Raw genomic sequence first — 25779 nt, 5'->3', positions numbered from 1 at the left:
CATCGGCACCACATCCACCGTGGCGCCACGAGAGGAGCACCGAGATGCAGAAACGTCGAACTGTGGCAGCGGGATTCGCCGCGGCCACCCTCCTTCTAGGCGGGGCGGGCGCGGTTGCGGCCGCCACAGTGATGAATGGCCCGGCCCCACAGGGGCCGGCCACCTCAGATGCCCCCGACGTCCCCGGGGCCCCGGACACCCCGGAGCCAGGCGACACCCCCGATGCCACCGACGCACCGGACGTTCCTGGGGTGCCGGACACCCCGGAGCCAGGTGACACCCCCGACGCGCCACCGCCGGCGGCTCCGACGCGGTAGCGGTCGACCGTCACGGTCGGCCGCTCCCCCGCGCGCCAACCGTGACCGGTCGGCCTCTCGGCCACACTGGTAGTGGACACGTCGCGAATGGAGGATGACACGGGTGAAGGTGCTCATCGTCGAAGACGAACCCCGGTTCGCCGCCACGCTGTGCATGGGCCTGCGGGCCGAGGGCTTCGTGGTCGTGCACGTCGACGACGGGGTCGACGGCCTGTGGGAGGCAACGGAGAACCGCTACGACGTCATCGTTCTCGACATCATGCTGCCTGGCATCAACGGCTACGAAGTCCTTCGTCAGATGCGGGCCAAGGAAGTCTGGACGCCGGTGTTGATGCTGACGGCCAAGGACGGCGACTACGACCAGACCGACGCGTTCGACCTCGGCGCCGACGACTACCTCTCCAAGCCGGTGGCGTTCATCGTCCTCTTGGCTCGATTGCGCGCGCTACTGCGGCGCGGGGCGCCCCAACGGCCCGTCGTGATGACCGCCGGCTCACTCACCCTCGATCCTGCGCGACGCGTCGTGGAACGCGCGTCGGTCCCCATCGAGCTGACGCCCCGCGAGTACGGCGTCCTGGAATACCTGATGCGCCACAAGGACACCGTCGTCACCAAGAACGAGATGCTGCAACACGTCTGGGATGCGCACTACACCGGACCCGACAACGTCGTCGAGGTGTACGTCGGGTATCTGCGCCGCAAGATCGACACGCCGTTCGGCACCACCACCATCACGACCGTCCGTGGCGCCGGCTACCGACTTGACTCCGGTGAGTTCACCACCGGAAGCTGAACGCTGACCAGCGTGCCGCCACCGGGCCGGTCCCGGATCTCCACGTTGCCGCCATGCGCCGCAACGACTTCCGACACGATCGCCAAACCCAGACCCGCTCCCCCACTCCTGCGGGCGCGGTCGTAGTCCAGCCGAACGAACCTGTCGAATACCCGTTCACGATCGTTCTCCGGGATTCCCGGGCCGTCGTCGGCAACCGTCACGATGGCCCTGCCCCCTTGGATGCCCACGCGAAGCTCGACCCGTGACGTGGCGTGACGCGCGGCGTTCTCCAGCAGATTCCTCAAGACCCGGGTGAGGCCGCCAGGATCGCCGACGACCCGCGTCGGAGCCAGATCCGCGTCGACCGTCTTCGTCGTCTCCCTCATCAGCCGCCCCAGCTCGGCGGAGGCGATGTCGTCGAGGTCGACGTCCCGGTGGCCCAGACTGAGTCCACGTTCGTCGGCTCTAGCGAGGAGCAGCAGATCCTCGACGAGCGCCTCCATCCGCTGCGCCTCCGGCCGCAGCGTCGACGTCGCGAGCTCCTCGTCGAGGAACTCCGGATGCGCCGAGACGACGTCGAGCGCAGACAGGATGGCCGCCACCGGACTGCGTAGCTCGTGTGATGCGTCGCCGACGAAGCGGCGTTGAGCATCGTGCCCCGCTTCGATGCGCGCCAGCATCTCGTTCATCGTCACCGCCAGCGCGGAGATCTCGTCGTAGTTCCGTGGCACCGGAACCCGTTCGGAGAGATCGGAAGTGCTGATGTCGGCCACCCGGGTTCGGATCGCGTCGACCGATCGCATCGACCTGCCCACCAACAGGTATGCCGCACCGGCTGACACGGCGATCACGATGGGCGCCGCGGCCGCCAGCAGCACCACCACCGTCTGAACCGTCGTCTCGACCCCTTCACTGCCGGCGCCGACCAGCACCGTGTACCGCCCGCCCTTGCCGTCCACGGTCTGGCCGCTGATCCGCATGTCGCCGTCCGGCGAGGCGTCGTCGGGCAACCCGGCCTGCAGCCTTGCCCCGATGGAGCTCGGCGCGACCAGCGGTGTGGCCGGTGCCGTGGGCGACCGTTGGACGACCGTCCCGTCGGGACCGATCACCTGCACGGCGACGATTCGCTGATCCGTGGACACCAGCGCGGCGTCGAGTTCGGCTGCGGTGTCGAATTGCAACGCCGCCACCACGTCTCGAACGCGGCCAGAGGCGGCGTCGTCGACTCCGGAGAGAAGGGAGCGGTACAGCACGATGGCCAGTCCGGAGCCCGCCACTACCAATGCCATCAAGACGACCGTCGCGGAGACGAACGCCGACCGCGCCGAGATGCCCCAGTAACGCGGGCTCCACCACGTCCGCGGCTGTCTCATCTTCGGCAAGGGCGCTGCACCTGCGTGGTCGGCACGGGCACTCCCCGTCTCTGCGTTGGCGATCCGTCGCGGCGCGACTGTCCGGATCATGCCACCTGGGGCACCGTCGACGCTGGTGGCTCGGTGAGCCCGTCGACGCTGACCGCGCGCGCCGGCATCACCCGGTCGAGCACGGCCGCGCCGCTGAGCACCGCAGCGCCACCGAGCAGGCATCCGCCGACGACGTCGGTCAACCAATGCACACCGAGGTACAGCCGGGTCAGCGCCACCAGTGCGGTGGCCACGAGGACGACGCCGGCCAACGCGGCCTTGATCACCCACGCACGGTTCGTTCCGCACACCACCGCGACGATGCCGACCAACGCCAGGGTTCCCGTGACGTGTCCGGATGGATAGGACTGGTCCACTTCGAGCAGCAACTGGACCGCTCGCGGTGGCCGGTGCGCGCCGACGATCGTCTTGGTCAGAGTGCTCGCGCAGTACGCCACCGCAAGGGTTGCCGCCACGACTGCTCCAGTTCCCCACGAGTGCCGTCGCCAGAGAATCACGCATGCCACGAACGCCAGCACCGCCATCGCGACCGGACTGCCGGCGTTGGTGATCGCGATCGCCGCGGTGGTGATTCCGTCGCGGCGGTGATCCACGAGCCACCCCAGCACCTCGTGGTCGAGCGCGGTCCCCGCCGTCGCGCGGTGCGAAACGACTGCGAGCCCGATGAAGCCGACCAGGAGCGCACACGGACCCAATGGGACGCGGGTCCCTCGGGGCGTGTCGTCACAGTTGGGGTTCGCTGTCGAAGATTGGCTCACCGACGCCAGCATCGGCGGACGCCGCTGAGACGACGCTGAGAGCGACTGGACCTTCTCAGCGGGCCTTCAGCGGGCAGCCCCTATCTTCCGGCGTCATGACCGAGTCGACGAGATCCGAGGCCACCACCGCCCGACGCACGACACTGAGCAAGGTCCCCGAGATCACGGTGTGGTTCTGGATCATCAAGATCCTGTGCACCACCGTCGGGGAGAGCTTTGCCGACTGGATCAACATGACGTTGGGTGTCGGTCTGTCGTGGACTGCGGTGATCTTCACCGTCGTGCTCGTCGCGGTTCTCGGTTGGCAGCTCAGCCTCGACCGCTATCGGCCCTTCGTGTACTGGCTCACCGTCGTGGTGATCAGCGTAACCGGCACGCTCTACACCGACATCCTGACCGACGACCTGGGCGTCCCCCTGGCCGTCAGCAGCGCGGTGTTCGCCGCGGCCCTGGCGGTGGTCTTCGCAGCCTGGTTCGCACGCGAGCGCACGTTGTCCATCCACAGCATCACGACCCTCCCGCGGGAGGCGTTCTACTGGCTGGCCATCTTGGTCACCTTCGCTCTCGGGACCGCCGTCGGCGACTGGACCTTGGAGATCACGGGCTGGGGACCGGGCGTCTCGGTGCTCCTGCCCGCCGGGTTGATCGTCGCGATCTTCATCGGCTGGAAGCTCGGCGCCAACGCCGTACTCTCGTTCTGGCTCGCCTACATTCTCACCCGCCCGTTGGGCGCGAACCTCGGTGACTGGCTTGGCTTTCCGAAGGATCAGCAGGGCCTCGGTCTTGGCGTCGCGATCACGAGCGTCATCTTCCTGGCCGCCATCCTGGCCACGGTCGTGTACCTCACCGTCACCCGCGCCGACGTCATCGAGAAGACGTCGGCATCACGCGAGGCGAGCCCGGCACGGGAAAAGGTGATGCTGGCGTACTTCGCCGCCGTGGCCGTCGCCGCCGGCGCGCTGCTCACCTGGGCCAACGCGCAGCCCCACGCCACGGCCTCGGCCGAGTCCGAATCCGGCCCAGTCGTCGACGCTCCCATCGCACCGGGGCAGGCATCCGCACGGTTCCCGGCCCAGGACGTCGCGAACTTCCGCACGATCACCGGAGGCATCCTGGCAAAGGTCAAGGCGGGTGACCAGTCGGGAGCCACCGCGGGCGCCAAGGACCTCGAAACGGCATGGGACGACGGACAATCCAGGCTCCAAGCCATCGACGGAACTACCTGGACCGCCGTCGACGGACGCATCGACGCCGTGCTGACCGCCGTCCGGGATCGCACCCCGGACCCCAACACCGAAGCGCAGGCACTCCACGAACTTCTGGCCGCGCTTACGTGATCGGCGGCAACCAAGGACACGAGGGGTCGAGCAGTCGTCAATAGTCTGCGAATGCCGGCAGCTCGTTCCAGCTCGGCCATGTCGTCTCCCACACTCGCGAGATGCGACCGTCGACGAACGCGGCAATCAGCACGACTTCGATGCGGGTCGGCTCCTCCCCCGGCCTGCTCGTGGTGATCCACACCCGACCTGCGACCTTGTCCGCCGATTCCACCCAGGCCTGCTCGTCGTATTCGATCGAGTAGGAGATATCGGTGGTGTACAAGCCTCGGTGGCTCTCTGCGAAGGCCTCGTAATCCTGAGTGAGCCCGTTGGAGAACATCACGAACGTCGGATCGTAGAACCGTTCGATCGCAGTGGCATCCTTGCGCACCACCATGTGGTCGAACATCTCTCGCAACAGTGCAACGCTCATGGCGTGCAGTCTGCTCGGGGTGTCCAAGGGCGTCAATGCCGTGACCCGCAAAGGCCACGACTCACCCGCGCAGCGTCTGGTGCGGGCTCTCGCCGTATTCGGTGCGGTAGTAGACGGCGAACCGGCCCATGTGAGCAAAACCCCAGGCACGTGCGATCGCGGCGACGGTGGTGTGCGCGCGGTCGGCGGCAATCAGTTCGAGGTGCACGTGGTGTAGCCGCACCCGGCGCAGGTACTCCATTGGGGTCTGGTCGCGGTGCTTGCGGAACATGTACTGCAACGCTCTTGGTGTCACGAACACCGACTCCGCGACGTCGGTCAGCGCTATGTCGCGATAGGCGTTGTCTTCGAGGAACGCGATGGCGCGACGCAGCAGCACGGGTGTGCTGTCGTGACGGTCCTCGATCGTGGTCTCACGTTCGGCATCGTTGGGAAAGGCCGTCAACATCGTTGCCGCAACGTGGTTTTGCGTCGCACTGACGATCAACGGGTGCGTCGCGATGTCGGCGAGCGCCGCCATCGCGACCACGTGATCGACGACGGCGGCGACGCGCCGGTTCGCAGTCTCGGAGATCGGCACCACGCAGGTCAGCGCGACGTGCCCGGCGGCGTTGGTCGCGACCCGGTCGAACAGCGAACGATCGAGAGTGAGAACGTCGTAGCCAACGCGGCCCACCCGACCGGTTACCCGGCGGCCCTCTACGGCCCCGCCAACTCCGACGTCCCCCGGCCCGTAACGATCTACGTGTTCGCCGTCGATCTCCACCACCCCGGCCCGCATCCGAAACAGCGTGAGGTGTTCAGGAGGCGCCATTTCATAACGCATCGTGTATCCGGATTCGATGGAGTCGACGGGCAATGAACCAATCATCGACCGCACCACACGGGTTCTGGTCGGCAGGCCGCGAGCCACGCTGAGGCGCACGCTGGCGAAAGTCTCGCTGATCGCGGCCTCGGCCTCGGCAAGGTCGGTGGTGTCGAGCAGGACGGTGCGCATGTGTCGACACCTCCCCAGCTCGACGCACGGTGACGGGGCCCGCGCAGGGCACGCCGCTGAATCGATTATCGCTCTTCAACCCCTGCTAGCACAGGGCGAGCCTGTCTCGCGTGTAGAGAAGGAAGACATTCCTCCGGGCGGCTCGTCGACGTCTGACCCCACGTCGTCTAAAGCTGTCTCCCCCGATCGGGGGACATGGGTTTCGTCCGGTTCCGCGACCGATCACCGGACATACGTCGCCGCCTCGCCGGGGCACAGTAATGACATCACCCGGCACCAGCCGCGGACACCACGAAAGACCAATCTAGACAGGGGATCTGCCATGACCACCACCACCCGGATGCGCCGCGTCGCCGGCGGAGCCGTCCTGGCCGCCGCGTCCGCTCTGATCGCGCTGGGCGCCCCCGCCATCAGCCACGCCGACGCCACCCCCGGCCCCGGCATGGGATGCGAAACCATCCACTGGGGCTTCCTCGGAAACGACCGCCGTCAGATCTGCGACGGCCCCAAGCAGTCCGACGGCACCTGGCAGCGCACCCGCACGGTGTACACCCCGGCATCCAACCCGCCACTGACCTGCTCCACCTACACCTACTCGTGGGGCAGTAGCACCACCACCTGCCGCGGTGGATCCCCGCTCCCCCAGGTCACCCAGGCCCAGGACACCTACCCGGTGGCACCCGACACCGTGCTGCCCGACGAACCCGGCTGGCTGCCTCCCTTCACCGACAACATCCTCTAACGGCGAGGGCACCTCGCCCGCTCGATCCGCCTTCGGCGTCACTCAGGCACGACCCCACCAATCCACGTAGGAGCAGAACCATGAAGATCAACTTCCCTTCCATCCCCCTCGCTGTTGGCGCGCTGACGATCGCTCTCGCGGGAGCAGTCATCGGCATGGCTCCGGCCAACGCCGAAACGGGCGTGTTCGTCACAACCCAGTCGGGCGCCACGACCTGCAACCTGCTCAGCAACCAGGTGGCTTGTGAACATGCCAGCGGCTTTTGGCAGACGGCCGGCCGCTACGGCATGGCAGTGGTCGGCCAGGACGGCACCTTCCAGTGGATCGACGGTGACATCGGGACCTGTGAGCCCGACTGCGGCGGTGGTCCGACGGTCCTCACCTACGGCACCGAGTACCACATCAAGGGCTGGACCATCGAACCCAGCTCCGATGGCACCAGCTTCACCAACGACAGAAGCGGTCGCGGGATGTTCGTGAGCATCCAGAACGTCGATTCGTTCTGACGGTCAGAGCGCCAGTTCACTAACGGCATGAAAACGGCCCCCGGAGAGATCTCCGGGGGCCGTTTCAACTAGTAGCGGGGACAGGATTCGAACCTGCGACCTCTGGGTTATGAGCCGGGTACGGGCTCGTTTAAGACGACCGCTCAATCGCATACGTGCTGCTCAGAGCCCTTGGGGTGTCCGTCTTGTGTACTGACGTCGCGCTGCCCTTAGCTAGTTTCGCAAAGTTTGGTTCCCAAATCTGTTCCCAAACTTGCCCCCTGCGAGGAATGATTCGCGGCACCGGGGGTCACTCCCCAGCTCGTCGTCCGCACGAGTCCCTAACGGTTGAGCAGCGTCGTCAACAGTTGCGTCAACCACCTCCTCGCCGCAGCGAGGTCACGATCGACGAGCAGTTGCACGGTCACTCCGTCGTACGCGGCGACGACGGCACGGGCAGCATCGGGTATCGAGCCAATGGACTTGGGAAGGCTCAGTTGGTCGCCGACGGCCCGGAGCCGCTGCTCGACCACTTCCCGGAGTTGCGCACGGTGCGCGGCCAATCGTTCGGCAATATCCGGGTGGCGGGCGGCATGCAGAAGAAAGTCGGTCTTGATGAGTAGCCAGTCGCGGTCGAGTAGCAGTGTCGCAGAAACCTTTTCAATCGCCATGTCCACATCAGTGGCGTCGGCCTCCAAGAGCAGTGCGTCCGCGATTTGTGCGGCGATCACTTGAGCGCGTTCGTCGTAGAGCGTGAAAAACAACTCGTCGAGGCTCTCGAATTGCGAGTAGAACGCTCCCCGGGTGTAGCCGGCGGCCGAACAGACGTCGTCGATGCGGACCATGCCGAAGCCCTTATCGGCGAACACTCGAAACGCCGACTCCAGCAACTTGGCGCGGGTCTCCGCACGACGCTTCGTCACCCGAGGCTGCATTCGCTGCGCTCCGGCCCGTCCCAGCGGTTCCCTCGCCCGTGCTGATTCTGTCATCTCCACCACATATCAATACGCTAACGCATCCGATGCATTAACGTATCGGATACACACTTATTCAACTCTTCAAGGAGTATCACCGATGGACGTAGACGTCATCGTCGTTGGCGCAGGCTTAGCCGGACTGGTCGCCACCCACGAGCTGACCAGTCGGGGAAAGAAGGTGATGATCGTCGACCAGGAGAACCGGGCCAACCTCGGCGGTCAGGCGTTCTGGTCCTTTGGTGGCATGTTCCTGATCGATAGCCCCGAGCAACGCCACTCCGGGGTGAAGGACTCCTTCGAGCTTGCGTGGAACGATTGGCAGGGCAGCGCCAACTTCGACCGCCTCGACGACCAGGACTACTGGGCCGCCAAGTGGGCGCGGGCCTACGTGGAGTTCGCCGCCGGGGACAAGCGCGACTACCTGACCAGCCATGGCATCTCGTTCCTGCCGACGGTCGGATGGGCTGAGCGCGGGGACCTGCGTTCCAACGGCCACGGCAACTCCGTGCCCCGCTTCCACGTCGCCTGGGGCACCGGCACCGGCGTGGTCGGACCCTTCGTCGATTCGGCCCTGGCCGCCGAAAAGCGCGGACTGGTGCAGTTCCATCACCGCCATCAGGTCGACGAGTTGGTCATCACCGACGGCACCGCCACCGGGGTGCGCGGCACCGTGCTGGCACCCGACGACGCCGTCCGTGGTGCGCCGTCCAACCGAGACGCGGTCGGCGAGTTCGAACTCACTGCACAGGCGGTCATCATCACCACTGGCGGCATCGGCAGCAACCACGACATCGTGCGACGGAACTGGCCCAAGGCCATGGGAACCGCACCCAGGTCGATGATCACCGGGGTGCCCGCCCACGTCGACGGTCGCATGCTGGGCATCGCCGAGGCCGCCGGGGTGCGACTGGTCAACAGTGACCGCATGTGGCACTACACCGAGGGCATCCAGAACTGGAATCCGATCTGGCCCAAGCACGCCATCCGCGTCCTGCCCGGCCCGTCGTCGATGTGGTTCGACGCGCTCGGACGGCGGCTACCGGCCCCGTTCCTGCCCGGCTACGACACCCGCGGCACCCTCAAGTACCTGCGCACCACCCCCGACATCGAGCAATACGACCACTCCTGGTTCATCCTCACCCAGAAGATGATCGGCAAGGAGTTCGCCCTGTCGGGCTCCGAACAGAATCCCGACATAACCAACAACGACAAGAAAGCCCTCCTCAAGGAGCGCGTCATAGGCAAGGGGGCACCCGGGCCGGTGGAGGCATTCAAGGAGCACGGCGCCGACTTCGTGGTATCGACCAACCTCGAAGACCTCGTCGCCCGGATGAACATGCTCACCGATGAGCCACTACTGAACCCCGCCGCCATCCGCGGCCAGATCGAATCCCGCGACCTCCAGATGGCGAACCCCTTCTCAAAGGACGCCCAGGTGCAAGGCATCCGCAACTCACGACGCTTCCTCGGCGATCGGATCGCACGGTGCGCAGCTCCGCACCGCATTCTTGACCCCGATGCCGGGCCACTGATCGGAGTTAAGATGCACATCCTGACACGAAAGACATTGGGCGGCATCCAAACCGACCTGTCATCACGCGCGCTCGATGCCGGTGGGCAGCCCATCGACGGCCTCTACGCCGCCGGTGAGGTCGCCGGGTTCGGCGGCGGCGGAGTGCACGGCTACAACGCGCTGGAAGGCACCTTCCTGGGCGGCTGCATCTTCTCCGGCCGCACCGCGGGCCGCGCCGTCGCAGCCACGCTCTAACCCGCCTTCCACCGATTCAGTCGAGGAGACCCAGACATGTCCTGGCAGATGGATCTGGTCAGAATCTATGCCCGCGCCACTCGCCGCCCCCGCCTCACGAGCGAGAAGGCAGCCGAGGCCTTCCTGGCGCGGCCCAAGGAGACGTCGAACCCACCGAAGTGGCTGCCACGCCACCATGACGTGGCCCGACGAGTCGTCGACGGCTTCGACGTCTACACCGTACGACCGAAACGTACTGTGTCCCGGTCATCCTCGTCCACCGGCGGGATCATCTACGTACATGGCGGCGCATACGTCAGTGAACTGCAACACGAACATTGGAGGCTGATCGCCGACCTCGCCGACGCCGCCGAAACTACCGTGACTGTGCCGATCTACGGCCTAGCCCCCGACCACCACGCAGCCGAAGCAAGCGCACTGATGCAGTCCGTTCTCGGCGACGTCAGCGCCGACGGCCCGGCCTACCTCATCGGCGACTCCTCCGGCGGGGGTCTGGCATTGGCCTCAGCCATCACCTGGCTGGTCAACGGTGGCCCACCGCTCAGTGGCCTGACGCTCATCTCACCATGGCTCGACATCGCGCTACGCAACCCCGACATCGACACCGTCGCACCTCGCGACCCCTGGCTAGCCCGCGACGGTGCCCGCCTATGCGGACGTCGCTGGGCAGCCGACCTGTCCCTCGACGACCCCCGAGTCAGCCCGATCTTCGGAGACCTTCACGGCCTACCGCCCGTCGATCTGTACATCGGCACCGACGACATCCTCATGCCGGACTGCCGAAAACTCCGCGACGCCCTACCTTCCGGCACTCTCACCTACCACGAGGAACCCGCTGCCATTCACGTCTACCCGTTACTCCCGACCCCAGAAGGCCGCGCCGCACGCCGTGAGCTCGTCGGCAACGTGGCCGCCCAAATCTCCTGATCAGGACAGACATCCGCGACGAACGCCACCATGCATCACCCATAGTCGCCATCAGCCAAACCCAGTAGACCGTTGCGAAACGCGACCTGTCTCGGTGAGACCGTCGCAAAGCTTTAGTTCTGAGATTTACGCGACGCGCTGCCATCCGTCATCAGCAGACTTAGAGATACCCGACGAACCTCCCAGAAGAGGTGCAGTGGCACCGGACGGTCGGCGCTAGTGTCAGGTGATGGCAATCTTGTTGCTGCACAGGTCCTCCGGGGACATCGTGCTCGAAACCGGCACTGCGGTGGAGTACGCCCGCAATCATGGATTCGATATGGTGCTGGCCATCCTCGATGGTGACGACTGCGTCAAGCTGCTGCACGAAGGAGATTGGGTCGCCACGGCCCAGCCCGTCGTCCTCTGAGGGCGCTCGGGCGCGTCAACGCAACCCGGTTCCAGCCACCGTCAGAACTCGATTCCGCTGTCGCGGCCAAGGTCTCGACTCCGACTGGCGGTGCGGGACTGCTCCCGCCCGTAAGCCTGCGCCATCGACGCACGCCATCTGCCGACGGCCCGCTGCCACTCGTCGTAGGCGGTCTGCCGGTCCTGGACTGCGGAGCGCCGTCGGTCGAGAAGATCTGACACCCGCTCTGGAAGCAGGGGGTTGGGTGTGTGGGCGGCGATGTGGTGGGCGGTGACGGGGACGTCGTCGTGGGTCGTGATGATGGCGCGCGCGAGGCGGCCGGCCTGCTGACTGGTGCCACGCTGCAGGACGTGCGGGCCTTCGGTGCCGGCCGGGCCGTACTCCTGTTCGGTGCTGCGTTCGTATAGGTAGGCAATGTTGGCGTCCCGGGCGCGCGCTGCTTACCACCGCGCTGGCCGAGGCGATGGATTACCTGGCCGCGCACGCAGACCCGAGCGTCCGTGTTGCCCGGTGACCATCGAGACGTCGCTGGGTCCTAGCGACGCCATGCATCCAAGCCCCGGCTCCACTTCCCGTAAAACGATAGCGAAGCTAATGTTCCCAAAAAGGTTCCCATTTGCATGAAAACGGCCCCCGGAGAGATCTCCGGGGGCCGTTCTGCCTAGTAGCGGGGACAGGATTCGAACCTGCGACCTCTGGGTTATGAGCCCAGCGAGCTACCGAGCTGCTCCACCCCGCGACGGGTGAACACAAGGTTACCGAGCAGCCCCCATACCTCCAAATCGTATGGTCAGCGCATTACGGACGCCGGATCGTAGCGTCGGGCGAGCGCCCTCAACCAGTGCAACGCGTCCTCGTCGTAGCAGCGTCCGGGACGGCCCGGATCGTCCGACGCCGCGAAGTTCGGCATCTGCCCGCCGGTCGACCACGGCGCCACCGCAGCCACCACGTTCGCCGCGTGGCCGGGGACCGCCTCGGCGACCGGCGGGGCCAGTACGCCGATCACCGACAGCCCGTAGGCGGCGTTGCGGTGGCAGAACGCGCTGCGGTGCCGCGGCTCGCGCGCCAACGCGCCACCGAGGAGCCGCAGTTCGACGAGCGTCTGCGGTGACCCCGACCCCGGCCCGCACGCCGCGAGGATGGCCTCGACCGTCTCGGCACGCAGCTCACTCAGCAGGGCGTGGCCCTCGTGACAGGGCATCGGATCCACCGGATCGGCGTGCACTGCACCGATCGCCGCGTACGGCATCACCCCGACGGCGTCGATCAGCACCGGGGCGGCGTCGCGGATCGGCTGTAGCAGGCGCTGCGCCTCCGCGTGGTCGCCCACCGCGGTGTAACGCACCGCAACGGTCATCCGGCCGGCCAGCGGCTCCGGAATGCCGGGCAGCGGCGGCAGCTGCTGAATGCAGATGGACGTGTTCACGGTCTCGGGCAGATCGGCCGTCCACCGCTGCCACTCCCCCAGCACCCGGGCGGCGTGTGAACCGTCGAAGAACACTGCGCCACCGTAGAATTCGGCGATCGGCAGCAGGTCGATCTCGACGGCGGTGACGACGCCCAACATCGACTTGCCGCCTCGCACGCCCCAGAACAGCTCGGCGTGCTCCTCGGGCGTGACCCGCAGGATCTCGCCGGCTCCCGTCACCAGCTCCACCGCCCGGACGTAGTCGGCGGACAACCCCACGGTGCGCACCAGAGGGCCGACACCGCCACCGGTCAGGAACCCCACCACGCCCACCGCGGGTGCGGATCCACACAGCGGCGCCAGACCGTGGGGAGTCGCCGCGTCCAAGACCGTCTGCCACCGGACGCCTGCGCCCACCCGCGCCGTCCGCGCGACCGGGTCCACTACGCACTCCGACAGGCCCGCGGTCGACACCAGCACCGTGTCGGCGCCGACGGGCACGGCCCCGTGACCGGTCGCCTGCACCGCCACCCTCAGCCCCCGGGCGCCTGCAAAGCGCATCACCTCGGCGACGTGGCCGGCCGTGGCCGCCAGCACGACGGCACCGGGCCGGACGGGCACGGCCACGTTCCAGGGCGTCGCGCGGTCGTAGACGCGCTCTCCGGGCAGCGCCACGGGGGCGCTGACATAGCTGCGCAATTGCTCCATGCCGTCGTTCTCGGTCATGGTCAGGGAGTTCATCGGTGGTCCTTTCAGCGGTCGTGACGTTCGCCGAAAGGATCGACCAGGGTGCTTGGACAATTCTTGGACGCGCAAACCAAGAACCGACCAACGGCGTCACGCCAGCGCGAGCGCGGCGGCCTCGACCCTGCGCATCCCCAGGCGACGTGCCTCGGTGGCCGCCTGGGTCGCCAGCTCGCGCCGCTGCGGGTCGCCGTCGCACAGTTCGGCCGCGACCAGCGTGCACCTCACCAACGTCGGCGCGCCGCCGGTGCGCTCGGCGATGCTGCGAGCCCGCGTCAGGTCGACCCGCGCCCGCTCGCGATCGCCGGCGAGGAGGTGCAGCCGCGCCGTCGCCAGCGCGACCGGACCCACCACGCCGATGTGTCCGAGCACCGCGATGCGGTCGCCGAAGGGCGCGAGCTCGTCCTGCAGCGGTTGCACGTAGCGGCTCAGGCCTTGGTCGGCGGCGAGGTGGGCGAGCAGCACGAGGTGGCCCAGGGTGGTCCACACGTGCGTCCGCGCCCGAGTGGCAAGCCAACCCGCCAACGCGGCGTCCGCGGCGTCGGCCACCTCCGGACCGTCGGCGATGGACAACAGGGCGGCCCGTACCAAGTCCGCCATCCTCTGCCCGCCGGTCTCCGGGGTGGCCACCAACGTGAGCCACTCCGGGTCGACGGGCCCGCCCGTCTCCCGCAACAGCGAGATCTCGGCCATCAAACCGCTTCCCGCTCCGTACAGTTCGGTCTGCTCGTGGACGTGGGTGGCGGTGCGGTGATGACGATCGGCTTCGGCGAAGTCGCCGCGCCAGATCGCCAGGACCGCCTCCATCCACCGCAACTGGACGCGTGACACCGGCAGCACGAGCGCCTCACTGCCCTCGATGCCCACCGCGAGCCGACGAGCCACGGCGTCCACGTCGGCCAAATTCATCTCGGCCATCGTGCACACCGAGTTCGAGATGACCCAGTCCTCTCGAGATCGACTGTGCTCCAACGCGTTCAGTTCGTCGGACCAGCGGAGGATCTCGTCGCTGACGGTCGACACCCCGGAGTAGGTGATCAACCGGCCCGTCAGCACGTCGGCGAGAACGTCCGGGTCGCCGGTCGCGCGCGCGAGACGCTCGGCCTGATCTAGATGCGCCGCAGGCACTTCCGGATTCGGGTCGTAGTAGTGCCCGACCGCCAGCGCAGCCAGGATGCGCGCCCCCGCACCGGCGTCGCGGTCGGCCACCTTCGCCGCCTCCTCCAGCGCCGAGAGCAGGCCGCCGGGATCCTCTCCCGGCGCGAGCCACGGCCACGCCCCGCTCGCGCGCAGCAGTGCGCTGGCCACCAATCCCGCCGTCGTCGTCCGCCCCACCCGCAGCGCTTCGGTGAGGTACCGCTGCACCGTCGTCAGCACCAATCGTCCTCTGCCGGCCCGTGAATGGGCCTCCAACATTGCCACGACCAGCGCGTCACGCTCCGACTCGTCGCGCGCCGCTGCGGGCAGGCGGTCGAAGGCGTCCAACGCCGCCTGCCACCACGTCGCGGCGATGTCGGAACTCCACCGCTCGGTCGCGTCCTCGGCCGCCCGCCGACAGGCCTCGACCACCACGCCGGGTTCCACCAGCGGTTGGGCCGCCACCAAGTGCGAAGCGCGGCGCGTCAACGCGTCGGCCCCGACCCCGTCGGCCAGCACCTCGGCGACCCGGGCATGCAACCGCCGCCGGTGCAGGGGCGGCATGCCGTCGATCAGCCGGTCGCGCAGCAACCCGTGGGCGAAGGCGTACCCGTCGCCGGTGTGCGACGGCACCACGATGCGTTCGTCGGCCGCCTCGTCGAGGTAGTCGGCAAGGGAGTCGAGGTCGAGGCGGGTCGACTTGGCCAGCACGGTCACGTCGACGTCGTCACCCACGACCGCCGCGGTGCGCAGCATCTCCAGCACGGCGGGGTCCAAACCGGCGAAGCGCCTGTCCAGCACCGACTTCACCGCGACGGGAATCTCGTTGCCGTGGCGCTCGTCTCGCGGCAGCCGGGCGTATTCGCACACGAAGAACGGGTTGCCGCCGGTGCGCTCGGCCAGCGTTGCCGCTTCGTCCGCGGAGACGGCCTCGTCGGCGATCTGAGTCGCCAAGACCGCCACGTCCTGCGACGTCAGCGCGGGGACCTCGACGTGGCGGTTGTGGGCACCGCGGGCGATCGTGCCCAGTAGCCGCTGCAACTCCGGCGTGTGGTCGCCGTCGCGGACGGTCAGCACGAAGGCGACGGGATGCTCGCGCAGCGAACTGGCCACGTAGGAAAGACAACTCGTCGATGCCGAATCCGCCCACTGCACGTCGTCGACGACGACGGCCCGCACGTCCGGCACCGACTCGAGCAAGCCTTGAACACGTTCGTAGACATGGAATCTCGCCGTGTCCGGGTCAGCGTGCTCCGGCACGCGCAGCACCTCGTCGGCGTCGGCGCCCAGCACCCGCACCAGCTGCCGCATCGGCCACCACGGCGGCGTCGCAGACTCGTCGGGGCAGCTGATCCACACGACGCGTCCGCCGTCCTCGCCGACCTGGTGCGCCACCTCCTCGGCCAATCGAGTCTTGCCGATCCCCGGCGGCCCGGACACCACCAGCCAGCCGGTCGCACCGCGGGACACGGTACCGAGAAGCGCCGTGGCCGTGGCCAACTCGCGTCGTCGCCCGACCATCACGCCTGGCCGCGGCAGCTCATCGGCGTCGACCGACGACGGCACCGTCATGGTCGGCGTGGCCACCTCCGCGGCGCCGGTCCACCCGGGCTCGCGCGGCCAGGCGGCCAGTTCCGGCGCCTGACGCAGGACGGCGGTCTGCAGCTCCCGCAACTCCGGGCCGGGCTGCAACCCGAGCTCGTCGTCGAGCACCCGGGCGTGACGGACGAAGGCCTCCAACGCCTCCGAGGTGCGGCCGGCCCGATACAGCGACACGACGTGCAGCCAGCAGGCCCGGTCCGACAACGGATCCGCCGCGCTCAGCTGCGCCGCAGCCGCCAGCGCCAAGGGCACCCGTCCCAACGCCAACAGCGCGGTGATGCGGTAGTCGAGACAGTCGCGGCGCATCTCCTCGGCCGCCGACGCCTCCGCCGCGACCCACGGCTGATCCCGGAGGTCCTCTAGAAAGGGGCCGCGCCACGACGACAGGGCCACCTCGGACTGCTCGAGCGCCACGGTCCAGTCGTGGGCCTCCACCGCCGCCGCGGCACCGTGCACCGCCGAGGCGAAGACCGTCAGGTCCACGGCATCCGGGTCGACGGCGAGGTAGTAACCCGGTGACTGCCGGACGATCGGCGACGCCCCGGCAACCCGGGGCGCGTCCACACCGTCCGCCCCGCCGCGAAGGGCTCGACGCAAGTTCGACACGTACGCCTGCAGACTGGCCGTCGCGCTGCCCGGGACGTCGTCGCCCCACACCGCGTCGGTCAGCCGGTCGACCGAGACGACGCGACCCCGGGCCAGCAACAGCATGGCCAGCACGGCGCGCTGCTTGGCGGGCCCGACGTCTACCCGTTCCCCGGAATCGGCGCGCACCACCTCCAGTGGCCCGAGCAACCGATACCGCACCGGAGCAAATCTAGGGGACTACTTCGCCTCGCGATACTTGGCCATGGCGTCGTCCAGATTCTGCAGCGCCTGACCGTACTCGGCGAAGTTGCCACTCTGCTGCGCGGTCTGCATGGCGTCCAGAGCCGTCTGGACCCCTTGGAGCGCAGCGGCCTTCGCCGCCGACAACTGCGTCGGTCCGCCGGGGATCGCCACCGGGGTGGGTACCTCGGGGGCCTGGGCCTGCTGATTCGCCGGTGGCTGGGCCGGCGGCTGACCGGGCTGCGGGTTCGCCGCCGGGGCAGGCGCCTGACCGTTGGGCAGCAGCGTCGGAGCGGGCCCGGTCGCCGTGGCACCCGCACCCGCGCCGAACAATTCGTCGAGGGCGTCGCTGACCGTGGGGCCGTAGCCGACCTTGTCGTTGTACATCATCGCCACGCGAATCAAGCGGGGGTACGACGACGCCGCGTCACTGGCGCCCGGCGAGGCGTACACCGGCGCAACGTAGAGCAAGCCGCCCTGGGCCACCGGCAACGTCAGCAGATTGCCCCACCGAATGCGGTTCTGGTTGTCGCGGCCGATGACGCCGAGGTCCTGGCTGACCGCGGTGTCGGTGCTGATCGCGTTGAACGCCAGCTTCGGACCGTTGACCTGACCGGGGATGGTCAGCACCGTGATCTTGCCGTACGTCGACGGATCCGAACTCGCGCTGATGTAGGCCGCCAGGAAGTCTCGGCGGAACCTGTTCATCGCGCTGGTCAATTGGAACGACGCCGAATTGTCGTTGGAGGCAATGTCCTTGGCCACGATGTAGTACGGCGGTTGGAAGCTGCTGGCCGTCGGGTTCGGGTCGAGCGGCACGTCCCAGAAGTCCGACGTCGAGAAGAACGTCACCGGATCGTTGACGTGGTACTTCGCCAGCAGTGCCCGCTGCACCTTGAAGAGGTCCTCCGGGTAGCGCAGGTGCTGCTGCAGTTCCGGCGAGATGTCGGACTTGGGCTTCACCGTGCCGGGGAACACCGCCTCCCACGCCTTGAGCACGGGGTCGGACTCGTCCTGCGCATACAGCGTGACGGTGCCGTCGTAGGCGTCGACGGTGGCCTTGACTGAGTTGCGGATGTAGGACACCTGCTTGTCGAGGGCCAACCGGTTCAGCGCCACCTCGTTGGAGTCGGCGGTCGCCGAGGACAGCGACGTCAGCTCCGAGTACGGGTAGTTGTCGAGGGTGGTGTACCCGTCGACGATCCACACCATCCGCTTGTTGACGATGGCCGGGTAGACACTGGTGTCGGTGGTCAGCCACGGCGCCACCGCCTCGACGCGCTGCGCCGGGTCCCGGTTGAACAGGATCTTGCTGTTCTCACCGATTACGTTGGAGAACAAGAAGTTTCGCTCGGCGTACTTTGCGGCGAACACGCTGCGCGCGAACCAGTTGCCGACCGGCACACCACCACTGCCGGCGTAGGTGTAGTTCTTCGTGTCGGTGTTGGTCTCGTAGTCGTACTCGCGGTCGGTGCCGTTGCGGCCGACGATCGCGTAGTCCTCGGCGGTGTCGGCGATGACGGGGCCGTAGTAGATGCGCGGCTGATCCAGCGGGGCGGGCCCTGGTGATACGACGCTGCCGTTGGCACCGACGACGCTCGCCAGGAACTCCGGGTAGCCGCCGTTCTGGTTCGGGTCGTTGGCCACGCCGCGGACGGTGTTGGCCGGGGAGGCGATGAAACCGTTGCCGTGGGTGTAGACGGTGTGGCGGTTGATCCAGTCGCGCTGGTTCTCGATCAACCGGTCGGGGTTGAGCTCGCGGGCCGCGACGACGTAGTCCCGCAGGTTGCCGTTGGAGTCATAGCGGTCGATGGAGAGCTGGTCGGGGAAGGAGTAGAAGTTCTTGCCCTGCTGAAACTGCGTGAAGGCCGGGCTGACGATGGTCGGGTCCAGCAGTCGGATGTTCGACGTCGTCGCCCGGTCCGAAGCCACCTGCTGCGCGGTGGTCGCGGCGTCACCGCTGTAGTCGCGGTAGGTGACGTTCTGGTCGGTCAGCCCGTAGGCCTGCCGGGTCGCGGTGATGCTGCGAGCGATGTACTCGCTCTCCTTCTGCGCGGCATTGGGTTTGACGCTGAACTGCTCGACGATCAGTGGCCACCCCGCACCGACGATCAGCGAGCTCAGCAGCAACAGCACCACACCGATGGCGGGGATCCGCAGATCGCGCAGCACGACGGCGGAGAACACCGCGATCGCACAGATGACCGCGATCGCCAACAGGATCAGCTTGGCGGGCAGTACCGCGTTGATGTCGGTGTAACCGGCGCCGGTGAACGGCTTGCCGCCACGGGTGTGGCTGAGCAGCTCGTAGCGGTCGAGCCAGTACGCGAATGCCTTCAGCAGCACCAGGGTGCCCACCAGGGTGACCAGTTGCACCCGCGCCGAACGGCTCAGCGCACCGGTCCGCCCGGCCAGCCTGATGCCGCCAAACAGGTAGTGCCCAAGCAGGTTCGCCACCAGCGCCAGGAACGTGGCGACGAAGAGGAAGTTCAGTACCAGCCGGTAGAAGGGCAGATCGAAGGCGTAGAAGCCGAGGTCCATGCCGAACTGCGGATCGGTGACGCCGAAGTCGCCGCCGTGCAGGAACAACTGCACCTGAACCCAGTAGGTCTGTCCGACCAGTCCGGCGAGCAACCCGATGAACATAGGCAGACCGATGCCGAACAGGCGCAGCCGCGCCATCACCGACGTGCGGTACCGGGCCACCGGGTCGTTGGGTCCCACGGTGGGCACGAAGACCGGGCGGTTGCGATAGGCCAGCGCCATGCCGGCGAACACCACACCGCCGATGAGCAGCGCCGTCACCAGGAAGACGATCAGCCGGGTCACCAACGTGGTGGTGAACACCGACCGGTAGCCCAACTCGCCGAACCACAGCCAGTCGACGTACGTGTCGACCAGGCGCGGGCCGATCAGCAGCAGTAACACCACCGCAAGGGCGAACCCGATCAGAATCCGGCTACGTCGAGTCAGCTTCGGCATTCGCGCCGCAGGCCGCATCCCCACTCGTCAACTCCAGTCGGTCATCACGCCGCGGTTCGGCGTGCCATAACTCTACGCATTCACACCAAAGCGATCTCTCAGCAATGCGGCGCTTCGCCGCCAGCCGAATAGGTCTTCAAAGCGTCGATCGCGCCGGTCAGGTCGTCCACCTTGATCAGCTGCAGACCGTCTTCGTGGGCGGTGTTGGCCTCGTCGCAGTTCTCCGACGGCACCAGGAACACCGTCGCCCCGGCCTCCTTGGCCGCATAGATCTTGTGGGTGATCCCGCCGATGGGGCCCACCTTGCCGTCGACGCTGATGGTGCCGGTGCCCGCGACGAACTTCCCGTCGTTGAGGTCACCGGTGGTCAGCTTGTCGACGACGGCCAGGCTGAACATCAGCCCGGCCGAGGGGCCGCCGATGTTGGCGAGGTTGAAGTCGATGGTGAAGGGTGCCCACGGCGCCTCGGCCACGCCGACACCGAGGAAGCCGTAGTCACGATCGTCGTTCTTGCCGAGCATGATCGTCGCGGTGCCGATGTCGCCACCCTTGCGGCGGTAGTCGACCACCAGCTGGTCACCCGGTTTGGTGGTCTTGAGGATGGCGGTGAACTGCTCGAGGTTGGCCACCGGCTTGTCGTTCACCATGTCGATGGCGTCGCCGTCCTGCAGCTTGCCCACCGACGGGCCGGGGTCCGTGACGCTCTGCACGGTGACCGCCCGCGGGTACTTCAGATAGCCAAGGGCGGCGTATTCCGCGCTGTCCTCGGACCGCTTGAAGTCGCTGGTGTTCTCCTTGTCGATGTCGTCCTTGCTCTTGTCCGGCGGGTAGACCAGGTCGCGGGGCACCAGTTGTTCGGTGCCCGACATCCACAGCCGCAGCGCCTGGCCCAGCGTGAGGCCGTCGCTCTGGCTGACCGTCGTCATGTTCAAGTTTCCCGAGGTGGGTTTCACCTCGGTGCCCTTGATGTCGACGACCTCCTTGCCTTCGACCTCGCCGAGGGTGTTGAAGGTCGGGCCGGGACCCAAGCCCACGAACGGCACCTGCACCGCCGACAGCAGCAGACCGAAGGCGACGATCGGCACCAACGCCACCACCAGCGTCATCATGCGCCGGTTCAAACCACCCATCACGGTGCCCACAGTAGGGGTCGGTCTCGACCCGTTCACTCTCGGCGTGACCGCGACCCCCCGCCGGCGGCATCCGGTGAGTACCGTGGACGCCATGCCTGACCAGCCTTTCGGCTTCTCCGCCTCTGACGGCAAGGGAGATGACCGCGACAAGGACGACCGCAAGGACGACCCGAACGCCGCGTCGTCAGCGAATCCGTTCGGGTTCGGTGGCGGAGACTTCGACATGAACAACCTCGGACAGATCTTCTCCAAGCTCGGCGAGATGTTCAGCGGTGCGGGCACCTCGATGGCCGGCGGCGCGGGGGCTGGGCCGGTCAACTACGACCTGGCGCGGCAGCTGGCCTCCAGCTCCATCGGTTTCGTCAAGCCGGTGCCCGAGCAGACCAGCACGGCCGTGGCCGACGCAGTGCGGTTGGCCGACACCTGGCTCGACGGTGTCACTCCCCTGCCCGCGGGCACCACCAGTTCGGTGGCGTGGACGCCCAGCGACTGGGTCGACAACACGTTGGCGACGTGGAAGCGGTTGTGCGACCCGGTCGCCGAGCAGATGTCGACGGTGTGGGCGCAGGCCTTGCCCGAGGAAGCCAGGGCGATGGCCGGCCCGCTGATGGCGATGATGACGCAGATGGGCGGCATGGCCTTCGGGTCGCAGCTCGGCCAGGCGCTTGGCACGTTGTCGCGAGAAGTGTTGACCTCCACCGACATCGGACTACCGCTAGGCCCCAAGGGCGTGGCCGCGCTGATGCCGGAGGCCATCGAGTCGCTCGCCGAGGGACTCGAGCAGCCGCGCAGCGAGATCATGATGTTCCTCGCCGCGCGGGAGGCGGCCCATCATCGCTTGTTCAGTCACGTGCCGTGGCTCGCGGCCCAGCTGCTCAACGCCGTCGAGGCCTTCGCCCGCGGCATGAAGGTCGACATGAGCGGCATCGAGGACTTCGCCCAGGGCTTCAACCCCGCGTCGCTGTCGGACCCGACGGCCATGGAACAGCTGCTCAACCAAGGGATCTTCGAACCGAAGTCGACGCCCGAGCAGATCGCGGCGCTGGAACGTCTCGAGACGCTCCTCGCGCTGATCGAGGGTTGGGTGCAGACCGTCGTGACCGACGCCCTGGGTGACCGCATCCCCGGCACGGTGGCGCTGAGCGAGACGCTGCGCCGTCGCCGCGCCACCGGCGGACCCGCCGAGCAGACGTTCGCCACGCTGGTCGGTTTGGAACTGCGACCCCGCAAGCTGCGGGAGGCCGCGGTGCTCTGGCAGCGGTTGACGCAGGCCGTCGGCTCCGACGCTCGCGACGCGGTGTGGCAGCACCCAGACCTGTTGCCGGGTTCCGACGACCTCGACGAGCCAGCCGGTTTCATCGACCGCGTGGTCGGTGGCGACACCAGCGGAATCGACCAGGCCATCGCCGAGCTCGAGAAGGACTTCGAGGGCAAGGGCCCCGACACCGGGCCTGTGGATAACTAAATCGCCGCTGGGCGGTTCCGTGGCAGAGTCGGCGCATGCCGAGCCACACGCTCAATCCGGCGATGCCGGTGCTCGTCAGACCCGACGGCGCCGTGCAGGTGGGCTGGGATCCGCGGCGCGCCATGCTCGTCGAGCCGCCGGACGGCATGTCCGCCGCCGCCTTGGCCGACCTGTTGCGCGCAATGCAACGCGGGGCGAGTGCGCGGGAGCTGTGCGCGCTTGCCACCGACCGGGGCATTGCCGACGTCGCCGCCCTGACCGATCTGGTCACCTCCCTCGTCGACCGGGGTCTCGCGACGCCGACGCCACCGCGCACGCGGTCGGTGGCAATCCGCATCCACGGTCGGGGTCCGCTCTCGGACCTGCTGACGAGCGCGCTGCGCTGTTCGGGTGCGCGCGTCAGCCAGAGCAGGCTCAACCGCGCGGGGATCATTCCGGAGGCGACGGATCTGGTGGTGCTCTCCGACGTCCTGGTCGCCGACCCGCATCTGCTGCGCGAGCTGCACCGCGACCGGATACCGCATCTGCCGGTATACGTCCGCGACGGCACGGGCGTGGTCGGGCCGCTGGTGATGCCCGGGGTGACCAGTTGCCTCGGCTGCGCGGACCTCTACCGCAGCGACCGCGACGCGGCATGGCCGGCGGTGGCCGCCCAGTTGCGCGACGCCGTCGGCAGTGCCGGGCGCGCCACGTTGTTGGGCACCGCGGCGCTGGCGCTGAGTCAGGTGGACCGCGTCATCGCCGCCGTCCGGGAGTCCGGCGGCGACAGCCAGGCCGCAGACCCGCCGCCCACCTTGGACACGACCCTGGAGTTCGACGCACGAACCGGGTCGACGACGGGCCGACGGTGGCAGCGTCATCCGCTGTGCGCGTGCTGACACCTGCGCTGTTTGGCGACGGCGAACGTGCCGACCACGTCGGCGAATCGCTTGACGCCGCAGGGTCGTTCGGCGCCGATGGCAGGGTTGGCCACCGTCCACCGACCCCGCGATCGCAGCAATGTCAGCACGGGGCCCGGCACGTCCAGCACCCTCGTCGTCGACGGTCCGTCGCCGACGACGTCGACGTGCAGGGGGCGACCGTCGAGGCGGGAGACCGTGATCGTCCCCCGCGTCTTCGACACCCGGATGCGACCCACGTCAGCCGGGCCGCCGGCACCAATCACGATGACACCGCGGCGCAGCGGGACGCTGAGTACTACCGTCCCGTCGTCCATCTCGTCGAGACGTCCGGAGCCGAACGGCTCAATTATCGCTGCCGACATGGCTTCTCGCGTCCCACCACGTGCTCAGCGGGGCGTTCCAGTCACCGGCCTCCAGCCACCGGCACACCGCTCGAACACCCTGCGGGCCAACGGGTCCGAGCCGACGGGCCGGGCCGTGGGGGCGTCGGTCGACGCCACAGGGCTGCACCACGACGGTGACCGCGTCCAAACCGGGACTGGCGCATCCGTGCCGCGTGACGAGGCAGTCGGTGGTGACCAGCATGCCGTGCGGGCAGCGGCGGACCGCCGCCTTGAGTGTCTCGAGCGTGGGTGAACGCCCGTCGGGCGTGCAGACCGTGCACACGACCACGGTGAAGGGATTCACCGCCCGGCCCTCTCGGCAGCCCGAATTCGGGCGACCACGGCCTCGATGCCGTCGCGGTCGACGACCTTGATGCCCTTCGCGCTGACCCGAAGGGTGATCCGGCGCCCCTCCGACGGCAAGTAGTAAGTCTTGCGTTGCACGTTGGGCGACCAGCGGCGGCGCGTGCGACGCCCCGAATGGGACACCGCGTTGCCGAAACTCGGTGCGCGACCGGTGACCTGACAATGCGCCGACACGTACGCCTCCTTATTGACAATCATTTTCGACAAGAGTCGTCTCGGACTGTACTGTCCGGTGGGCACTAATGACAATCGTTTCCATCAAGGAGGAGCATGTCGAGAACCCCGGTGCTGCTGGTGGCCGGCCAGGGCGACACCGATGCCGTGACCACCACGCTGATGCGACGGCCCGGAACGCTCGTGGTCGCACACCGATTCGACGGTCACGTCGTTCGACGCCGCGTGACGACGACCCCGGACGGCACCCCGGTCACCCACGAGGCGGCTCTCGAGCTCGCGCACGGGTGCGTCGCCTGCACCATCCGCAACGACCTGTTGGTGCTCCTTCGCCGCCTGCACCGGCGCGACGACGTCGCACGCATCGTGGTGCGCCTGGCGCCGTGGCTCGAGCCCGAACCCATCTGCTGGGCGATCGAGCACGTCGAGGTCAGGGTCGGCCCCGGCTACGTCGACGGGCCGGCCGCTCGCGACGTCGCCGTCGACGCGGTGATCACGTGCGTCGACGCCCGTCGTTGGCTCACCGACGCCCTCGGCGACGACGAGCTCTCCGACGGACGGACCGTCGCCCAGGTCGTCGTCGGTCAGGCCGAGTTCGCCGACGTCCTCGTCCCGTCCCACCCCGAGGCCACCACGCTGGCCGTGCTGCGGCGCCTCGCCCCGCGCGCCCGGATCACCGTCGGCACCGACCGCCTCGAGATGGCACTGGCCCACCTCGAACCCGACGCCCGTCGTGGCCGCAGCGACGGTCCACACGGCCCGCTGCTCGCGGGTCAACCGCCGCTTGCCGGCGACGGCGCCGTCGCACTCGTCGAGTTCTCCGCCCGGCGGCCGTTCCACCCGCAACGGCTGCATGCCGCGATCGACCTGCTACTCGACGGTGTGATCCGCGCCAAGGGACGGCTGTGGCTGGCCACCCAACCACGGCGGGCGATGTGGCTGGAATCCGCTGGCGGTGGCCTGCGCGTGGACTCCGCAGGCGACTGGCTCGCCGTGATGACCCCGTCCCAACTGGCCTACGTCGACCCACAACGCCGCGCGCTCGCGAGCCTCATCTGGTCCGAGGAACACGGCGACCGACACACCTCGATGACGGTCCTGGTGTGCGGCGCCAACGCCGACGACATCCGTGCCGCCCTTCACGCAGCGCTGCTGACCGACGCCGAGATGGCCGCGCCCGAGCAGTGGCTTGGCTATCCCGATCCGCTTGGCGAATGGCACCAGGATCCCTGCGACGACCGCACCGACGCCGACGCGGACGACAGCCTGGGCAACCGGCGAGCCTCGGAGTCCTGAAACCGTAGCCACGCTCGATGGCCCGCCC

At 68.0% G+C, this 25779-nt stretch carries 23 protein-coding genes and 1 tRNA gene; 11 read left to right on the top strand and 13 right to left on the bottom strand.

Annotated elements, in window-relative coordinates:
• The first annotated feature begins 44 nt into the window (after nt 1–44).
• Nucleotides 45–317, top strand: coding sequence for a hypothetical protein (locus H7K45_RS16340; protein ID WP_263996836.1), 273 nt, complete (start codon nt 45–47; stop codon nt 315–317).
• Nucleotides 318–420: 103 nt separating this feature from the next.
• Nucleotides 421–1110, top strand: a complete 690-nt coding sequence (locus H7K45_RS16335) for a response regulator transcription factor (protein ID WP_263996835.1) — start codon at nt 421–423, stop codon at nt 1108–1110.
• Here H7K45_RS16335 and H7K45_RS16330 read toward each other — a convergent pair.
• Together H7K45_RS16330 and H7K45_RS16325 are read right to left on the bottom strand one after the other, a co-directional pair.
• Nucleotides 1071–2465 (bottom strand): sensor histidine kinase, encoded by a 1395-nt coding sequence (locus tag H7K45_RS16330; RefSeq protein ID WP_263996834.1) that lies wholly within the window; start codon nt 2463–2465, stop codon nt 1071–1073. The genes H7K45_RS16335 and H7K45_RS16330 overlap by 40 nt on opposite strands.
• Nucleotides 2466–2551: 86 nt before the next feature.
• Nucleotides 2552–3211 carry a phosphatase PAP2 family protein gene (locus H7K45_RS16325; protein ID WP_263996833.1) on the bottom strand — a complete coding sequence of 220 codons (660 nt, stop codon included), beginning with the start codon at nt 3209–3211 and terminating at the stop codon, nt 2552–2554.
• A gap of 158 nt (nt 3212–3369) precedes the next feature.
• On the opposite strand from H7K45_RS16325, the gene H7K45_RS16320 reads away from it, so the two are divergent.
• Nucleotides 3370–4611: a COG4705 family protein gene (locus tag H7K45_RS16320; RefSeq protein ID WP_263996832.1), complete on the top strand. Its 1242-nt coding sequence runs from the start codon at nt 3370–3372 to the stop codon at nt 4609–4611.
• Nucleotides 4612–4648: 37 nt separating this feature from the next.
• On the opposite strand, the gene H7K45_RS16315 is transcribed toward H7K45_RS16320, so the two are convergent.
• Both H7K45_RS16315 and H7K45_RS16310 read right to left on the bottom strand, forming a co-directional pair.
• A complete protein-coding gene (locus H7K45_RS16315; RefSeq protein WP_263996831.1) occupies nt 4649–5026 on the bottom strand; it encodes a nuclear transport factor 2 family protein in 378 nt (125 codons plus the stop codon).
• A gap of 61 nt (nt 5027–5087) precedes the next feature.
• Nucleotides 5088–6023 (bottom strand): helix-turn-helix transcriptional regulator, encoded by a 936-nt coding sequence (locus tag H7K45_RS16310; RefSeq protein ID WP_263996830.1) that lies wholly within the window; start codon nt 6021–6023, stop codon nt 5088–5090.
• Between the two features lie 322 nt (nt 6024–6345).
• Between H7K45_RS16310 and H7K45_RS16305 the strand changes: the two genes are divergently transcribed.
• Nucleotides 6346–6765, top strand: coding sequence for a CDGP domain-containing protein (locus tag H7K45_RS16305; protein WP_263996829.1), 420 nt, complete (start codon nt 6346–6348; stop codon nt 6763–6765).
• An 80-nt stretch (nt 6766–6845) separates the two neighbouring features.
• Complete coding sequence (locus H7K45_RS16300) at nt 6846–7271, top strand: hypothetical protein (protein WP_263996828.1); 426 nt, start codon at nt 6846–6848, stop codon at nt 7269–7271.
• Nucleotides 7272–7591: 320 nt separating this feature from the next.
• On the opposite strand, the gene H7K45_RS16295 is transcribed toward H7K45_RS16300, so the two are convergent.
• The gene (locus tag H7K45_RS16295) at nt 7592–8173 is read right to left on the bottom strand and encodes a TetR/AcrR family transcriptional regulator (protein WP_263996827.1); all 582 of its coding nucleotides are present in this window, start codon (nt 8171–8173) and stop codon (nt 7592–7594) included.
• Between the two features lie 151 nt (nt 8174–8324).
• Between H7K45_RS16295 and H7K45_RS16290 the strand changes: the two genes are divergently transcribed.
• From H7K45_RS16290 to H7K45_RS16280, 3 genes are all read left to right on the top strand, one after another.
• Nucleotides 8325–9995: an FAD-binding dehydrogenase gene (locus H7K45_RS16290; RefSeq protein WP_263996826.1), complete on the top strand. Its 1671-nt coding sequence runs from the start codon at nt 8325–8327 to the stop codon at nt 9993–9995.
• Between the two features lie 36 nt (nt 9996–10031).
• The gene (locus tag H7K45_RS16285; RefSeq protein WP_263996825.1) at nt 10032–10922 is read left to right on the top strand and encodes an alpha/beta hydrolase fold domain-containing protein; all 891 of its coding nucleotides are present in this window, start codon (nt 10032–10034) and stop codon (nt 10920–10922) included.
• Nucleotides 10923–11151: 229 nt separating this feature from the next.
• A complete protein-coding gene (locus tag H7K45_RS16280; protein ID WP_263996824.1) occupies nt 11152–11331 on the top strand; it encodes a hypothetical protein in 180 nt (59 codons plus the stop codon).
• Between the two features lie 665 nt (nt 11332–11996).
• Here H7K45_RS16280 and H7K45_RS16275 read toward each other — a convergent pair.
• The 5 genes from H7K45_RS16275 to H7K45_RS16255 form a co-directional block, all read right to left on the bottom strand.
• Nucleotides 11997–12070 (bottom strand) — tRNA-Met (locus tag H7K45_RS16275).
• A 51-nt stretch (nt 12071–12121) separates the two neighbouring features.
• The gene (locus tag H7K45_RS16270) at nt 12122–13480 is read right to left on the bottom strand and encodes an FAD-binding oxidoreductase (protein ID WP_263996823.1); all 1359 of its coding nucleotides are present in this window, start codon (nt 13478–13480) and stop codon (nt 12122–12124) included.
• A 96-nt stretch (nt 13481–13576) separates the two neighbouring features.
• Nucleotides 13577–17029, bottom strand: coding sequence for an ATP-binding protein (locus tag H7K45_RS16265; protein ID WP_263996822.1), 3453 nt, complete (start codon nt 17027–17029; stop codon nt 13577–13579).
• 18 nt (nt 17030–17047) lie between these two features.
• Nucleotides 17048–20056, bottom strand: coding sequence for a UPF0182 family protein (locus H7K45_RS16260; protein WP_263996821.1), 3009 nt, complete (start codon nt 20054–20056; stop codon nt 17048–17050).
• Nucleotides 20057–20130: 74 nt separating this feature from the next.
• A complete protein-coding gene (locus H7K45_RS16255) occupies nt 20131–21153 on the bottom strand; it encodes a YlbL family protein (RefSeq protein ID WP_263997043.1) in 1023 nt (340 codons plus the stop codon).
• Between the two features lie 103 nt (nt 21154–21256).
• On the opposite strand from H7K45_RS16255, the gene H7K45_RS16250 reads away from it, so the two are divergent.
• Together H7K45_RS16250 and H7K45_RS16245 are read left to right on the top strand one after the other, a co-directional pair.
• The gene (locus tag H7K45_RS16250; protein ID WP_263996820.1) at nt 21257–22630 is read left to right on the top strand and encodes a zinc-dependent metalloprotease; all 1374 of its coding nucleotides are present in this window, start codon (nt 21257–21259) and stop codon (nt 22628–22630) included.
• A 35-nt stretch (nt 22631–22665) separates the two neighbouring features.
• Complete coding sequence (locus H7K45_RS16245; RefSeq protein WP_263996819.1) at nt 22666–23508, top strand: cyclodehydratase; 843 nt, start codon at nt 22666–22668, stop codon at nt 23506–23508.
• Here the strand turns inward: H7K45_RS16245 and H7K45_RS16240 are convergent.
• The 3 genes from H7K45_RS16240 to rpmB are packed head-to-tail and all read right to left on the bottom strand — an operon-like array spanning nt 23487 to nt 24455.
• A complete protein-coding gene (locus tag H7K45_RS16240) occupies nt 23487–23894 on the bottom strand; it encodes a hypothetical protein (protein WP_263996818.1) in 408 nt (135 codons plus the stop codon). The genes H7K45_RS16245 and H7K45_RS16240 overlap by 22 nt on opposite strands.
• Nucleotides 23875–24219: a hypothetical protein gene (locus tag H7K45_RS16235; RefSeq protein ID WP_263996817.1), complete on the bottom strand. Its 345-nt coding sequence runs from the start codon at nt 24217–24219 to the stop codon at nt 23875–23877. Before H7K45_RS16235 ends, H7K45_RS16240 begins: the two co-directional genes overlap by 20 nt.
• Nucleotides 24216–24455 (bottom strand): 50S ribosomal protein L28, encoded by a 240-nt coding sequence (gene rpmB / locus H7K45_RS16230; RefSeq protein ID WP_263996816.1) that lies wholly within the window; start codon nt 24453–24455, stop codon nt 24216–24218. The genes H7K45_RS16235 and rpmB overlap by 4 nt, the downstream gene beginning before the upstream one ends.
• Nucleotides 24456–24551: 96 nt before the next feature.
• Between rpmB and mrf the strand changes: the two genes are divergently transcribed.
• The gene (mrf, locus tag H7K45_RS16225) at nt 24552–25751 is read left to right on the top strand and encodes a ribosome hibernation factor-recruiting GTPase MRF (protein WP_263996815.1); all 1200 of its coding nucleotides are present in this window, start codon (nt 24552–24554) and stop codon (nt 25749–25751) included.
• Nucleotides 25752–25779: the final 28 nt, after the last annotated feature.

The sequence above is a fragment of the Mycobacterium yunnanensis genome, from assembly GCF_025823185.1.
GTDB classification, from domain to species: domain Bacteria; phylum Actinomycetota; class Actinomycetes; order Mycobacteriales; family Mycobacteriaceae; genus Mycobacterium; species Mycobacterium yunnanensis.
Note: the sequence above shows the minus strand (reverse complement) of the source record. Positions and strands in the feature narration are given on the sequence as shown.

What these genes read in the sequence shown, in the direction of transcription:
- H7K45_RS16310 (WP_263996830.1), bottom strand. Translation starts at nt 6,023, where the DNA reads ATGCGCACCGTCCTGCTCGACACCACCGACCTTGCCGAGGCCGAGGCC.
- H7K45_RS16250 (WP_263996820.1), top strand. Translation starts at nt 21,257, where the DNA reads ATGCCTGACCAGCCTTTCGGCTTCTCCGCCTCTGACGGCAAGGGAGAT.
- H7K45_RS16280 (WP_263996824.1), top strand. Translation starts at nt 11,152, where the DNA reads ATGGCAATCTTGTTGCTGCACAGGTCCTCCGGGGACATCGTGCTCGAA.
- H7K45_RS16290 (WP_263996826.1), top strand. Translation starts at nt 8,325, where the DNA reads ATGGACGTAGACGTCATCGTCGTTGGCGCAGGCTTAGCCGGACTGGTC.
- H7K45_RS16330 (WP_263996834.1), bottom strand. Translation starts at nt 2,465, where the DNA reads ATGAGACAGCCGCGGACGTGGTGGAGCCCGCGTTACTGGGGCATCTCG.
- H7K45_RS16320 (WP_263996832.1), top strand. Translation starts at nt 3,370, where the DNA reads ATGACCGAGTCGACGAGATCCGAGGCCACCACCGCCCGACGCACGACA.
- mrf (WP_263996815.1), top strand. Translation starts at nt 24,552, where the DNA reads ATGTCGAGAACCCCGGTGCTGCTGGTGGCCGGCCAGGGCGACACCGAT.
- H7K45_RS16240 (WP_263996818.1), bottom strand. Translation starts at nt 23,894, where the DNA reads ATGTCGGCAGCGATAATTGAGCCGTTCGGCTCCGGACGTCTCGACGAG.
- H7K45_RS16300 (WP_263996828.1), top strand. Translation starts at nt 6,846, where the DNA reads ATGAAGATCAACTTCCCTTCCATCCCCCTCGCTGTTGGCGCGCTGACG.
- H7K45_RS16315 (WP_263996831.1), bottom strand. Translation starts at nt 5,026, where the DNA reads ATGAGCGTTGCACTGTTGCGAGAGATGTTCGACCACATGGTGGTGCGC.
- H7K45_RS16285 (WP_263996825.1), top strand. Translation starts at nt 10,032, where the DNA reads ATGTCCTGGCAGATGGATCTGGTCAGAATCTATGCCCGCGCCACTCGC.
- H7K45_RS16245 (WP_263996819.1), top strand. Translation starts at nt 22,666, where the DNA reads ATGCCGAGCCACACGCTCAATCCGGCGATGCCGGTGCTCGTCAGACCC.
- H7K45_RS16340 (WP_263996836.1), top strand. Translation starts at nt 45, where the DNA reads ATGCAGAAACGTCGAACTGTGGCAGCGGGATTCGCCGCGGCCACCCTC.
- H7K45_RS16305 (WP_263996829.1), top strand. Translation starts at nt 6,346, where the DNA reads ATGACCACCACCACCCGGATGCGCCGCGTCGCCGGCGGAGCCGTCCTG.
- H7K45_RS16270 (WP_263996823.1), bottom strand. Translation starts at nt 13,480, where the DNA reads ATGAACTCCCTGACCATGACCGAGAACGACGGCATGGAGCAATTGCGC.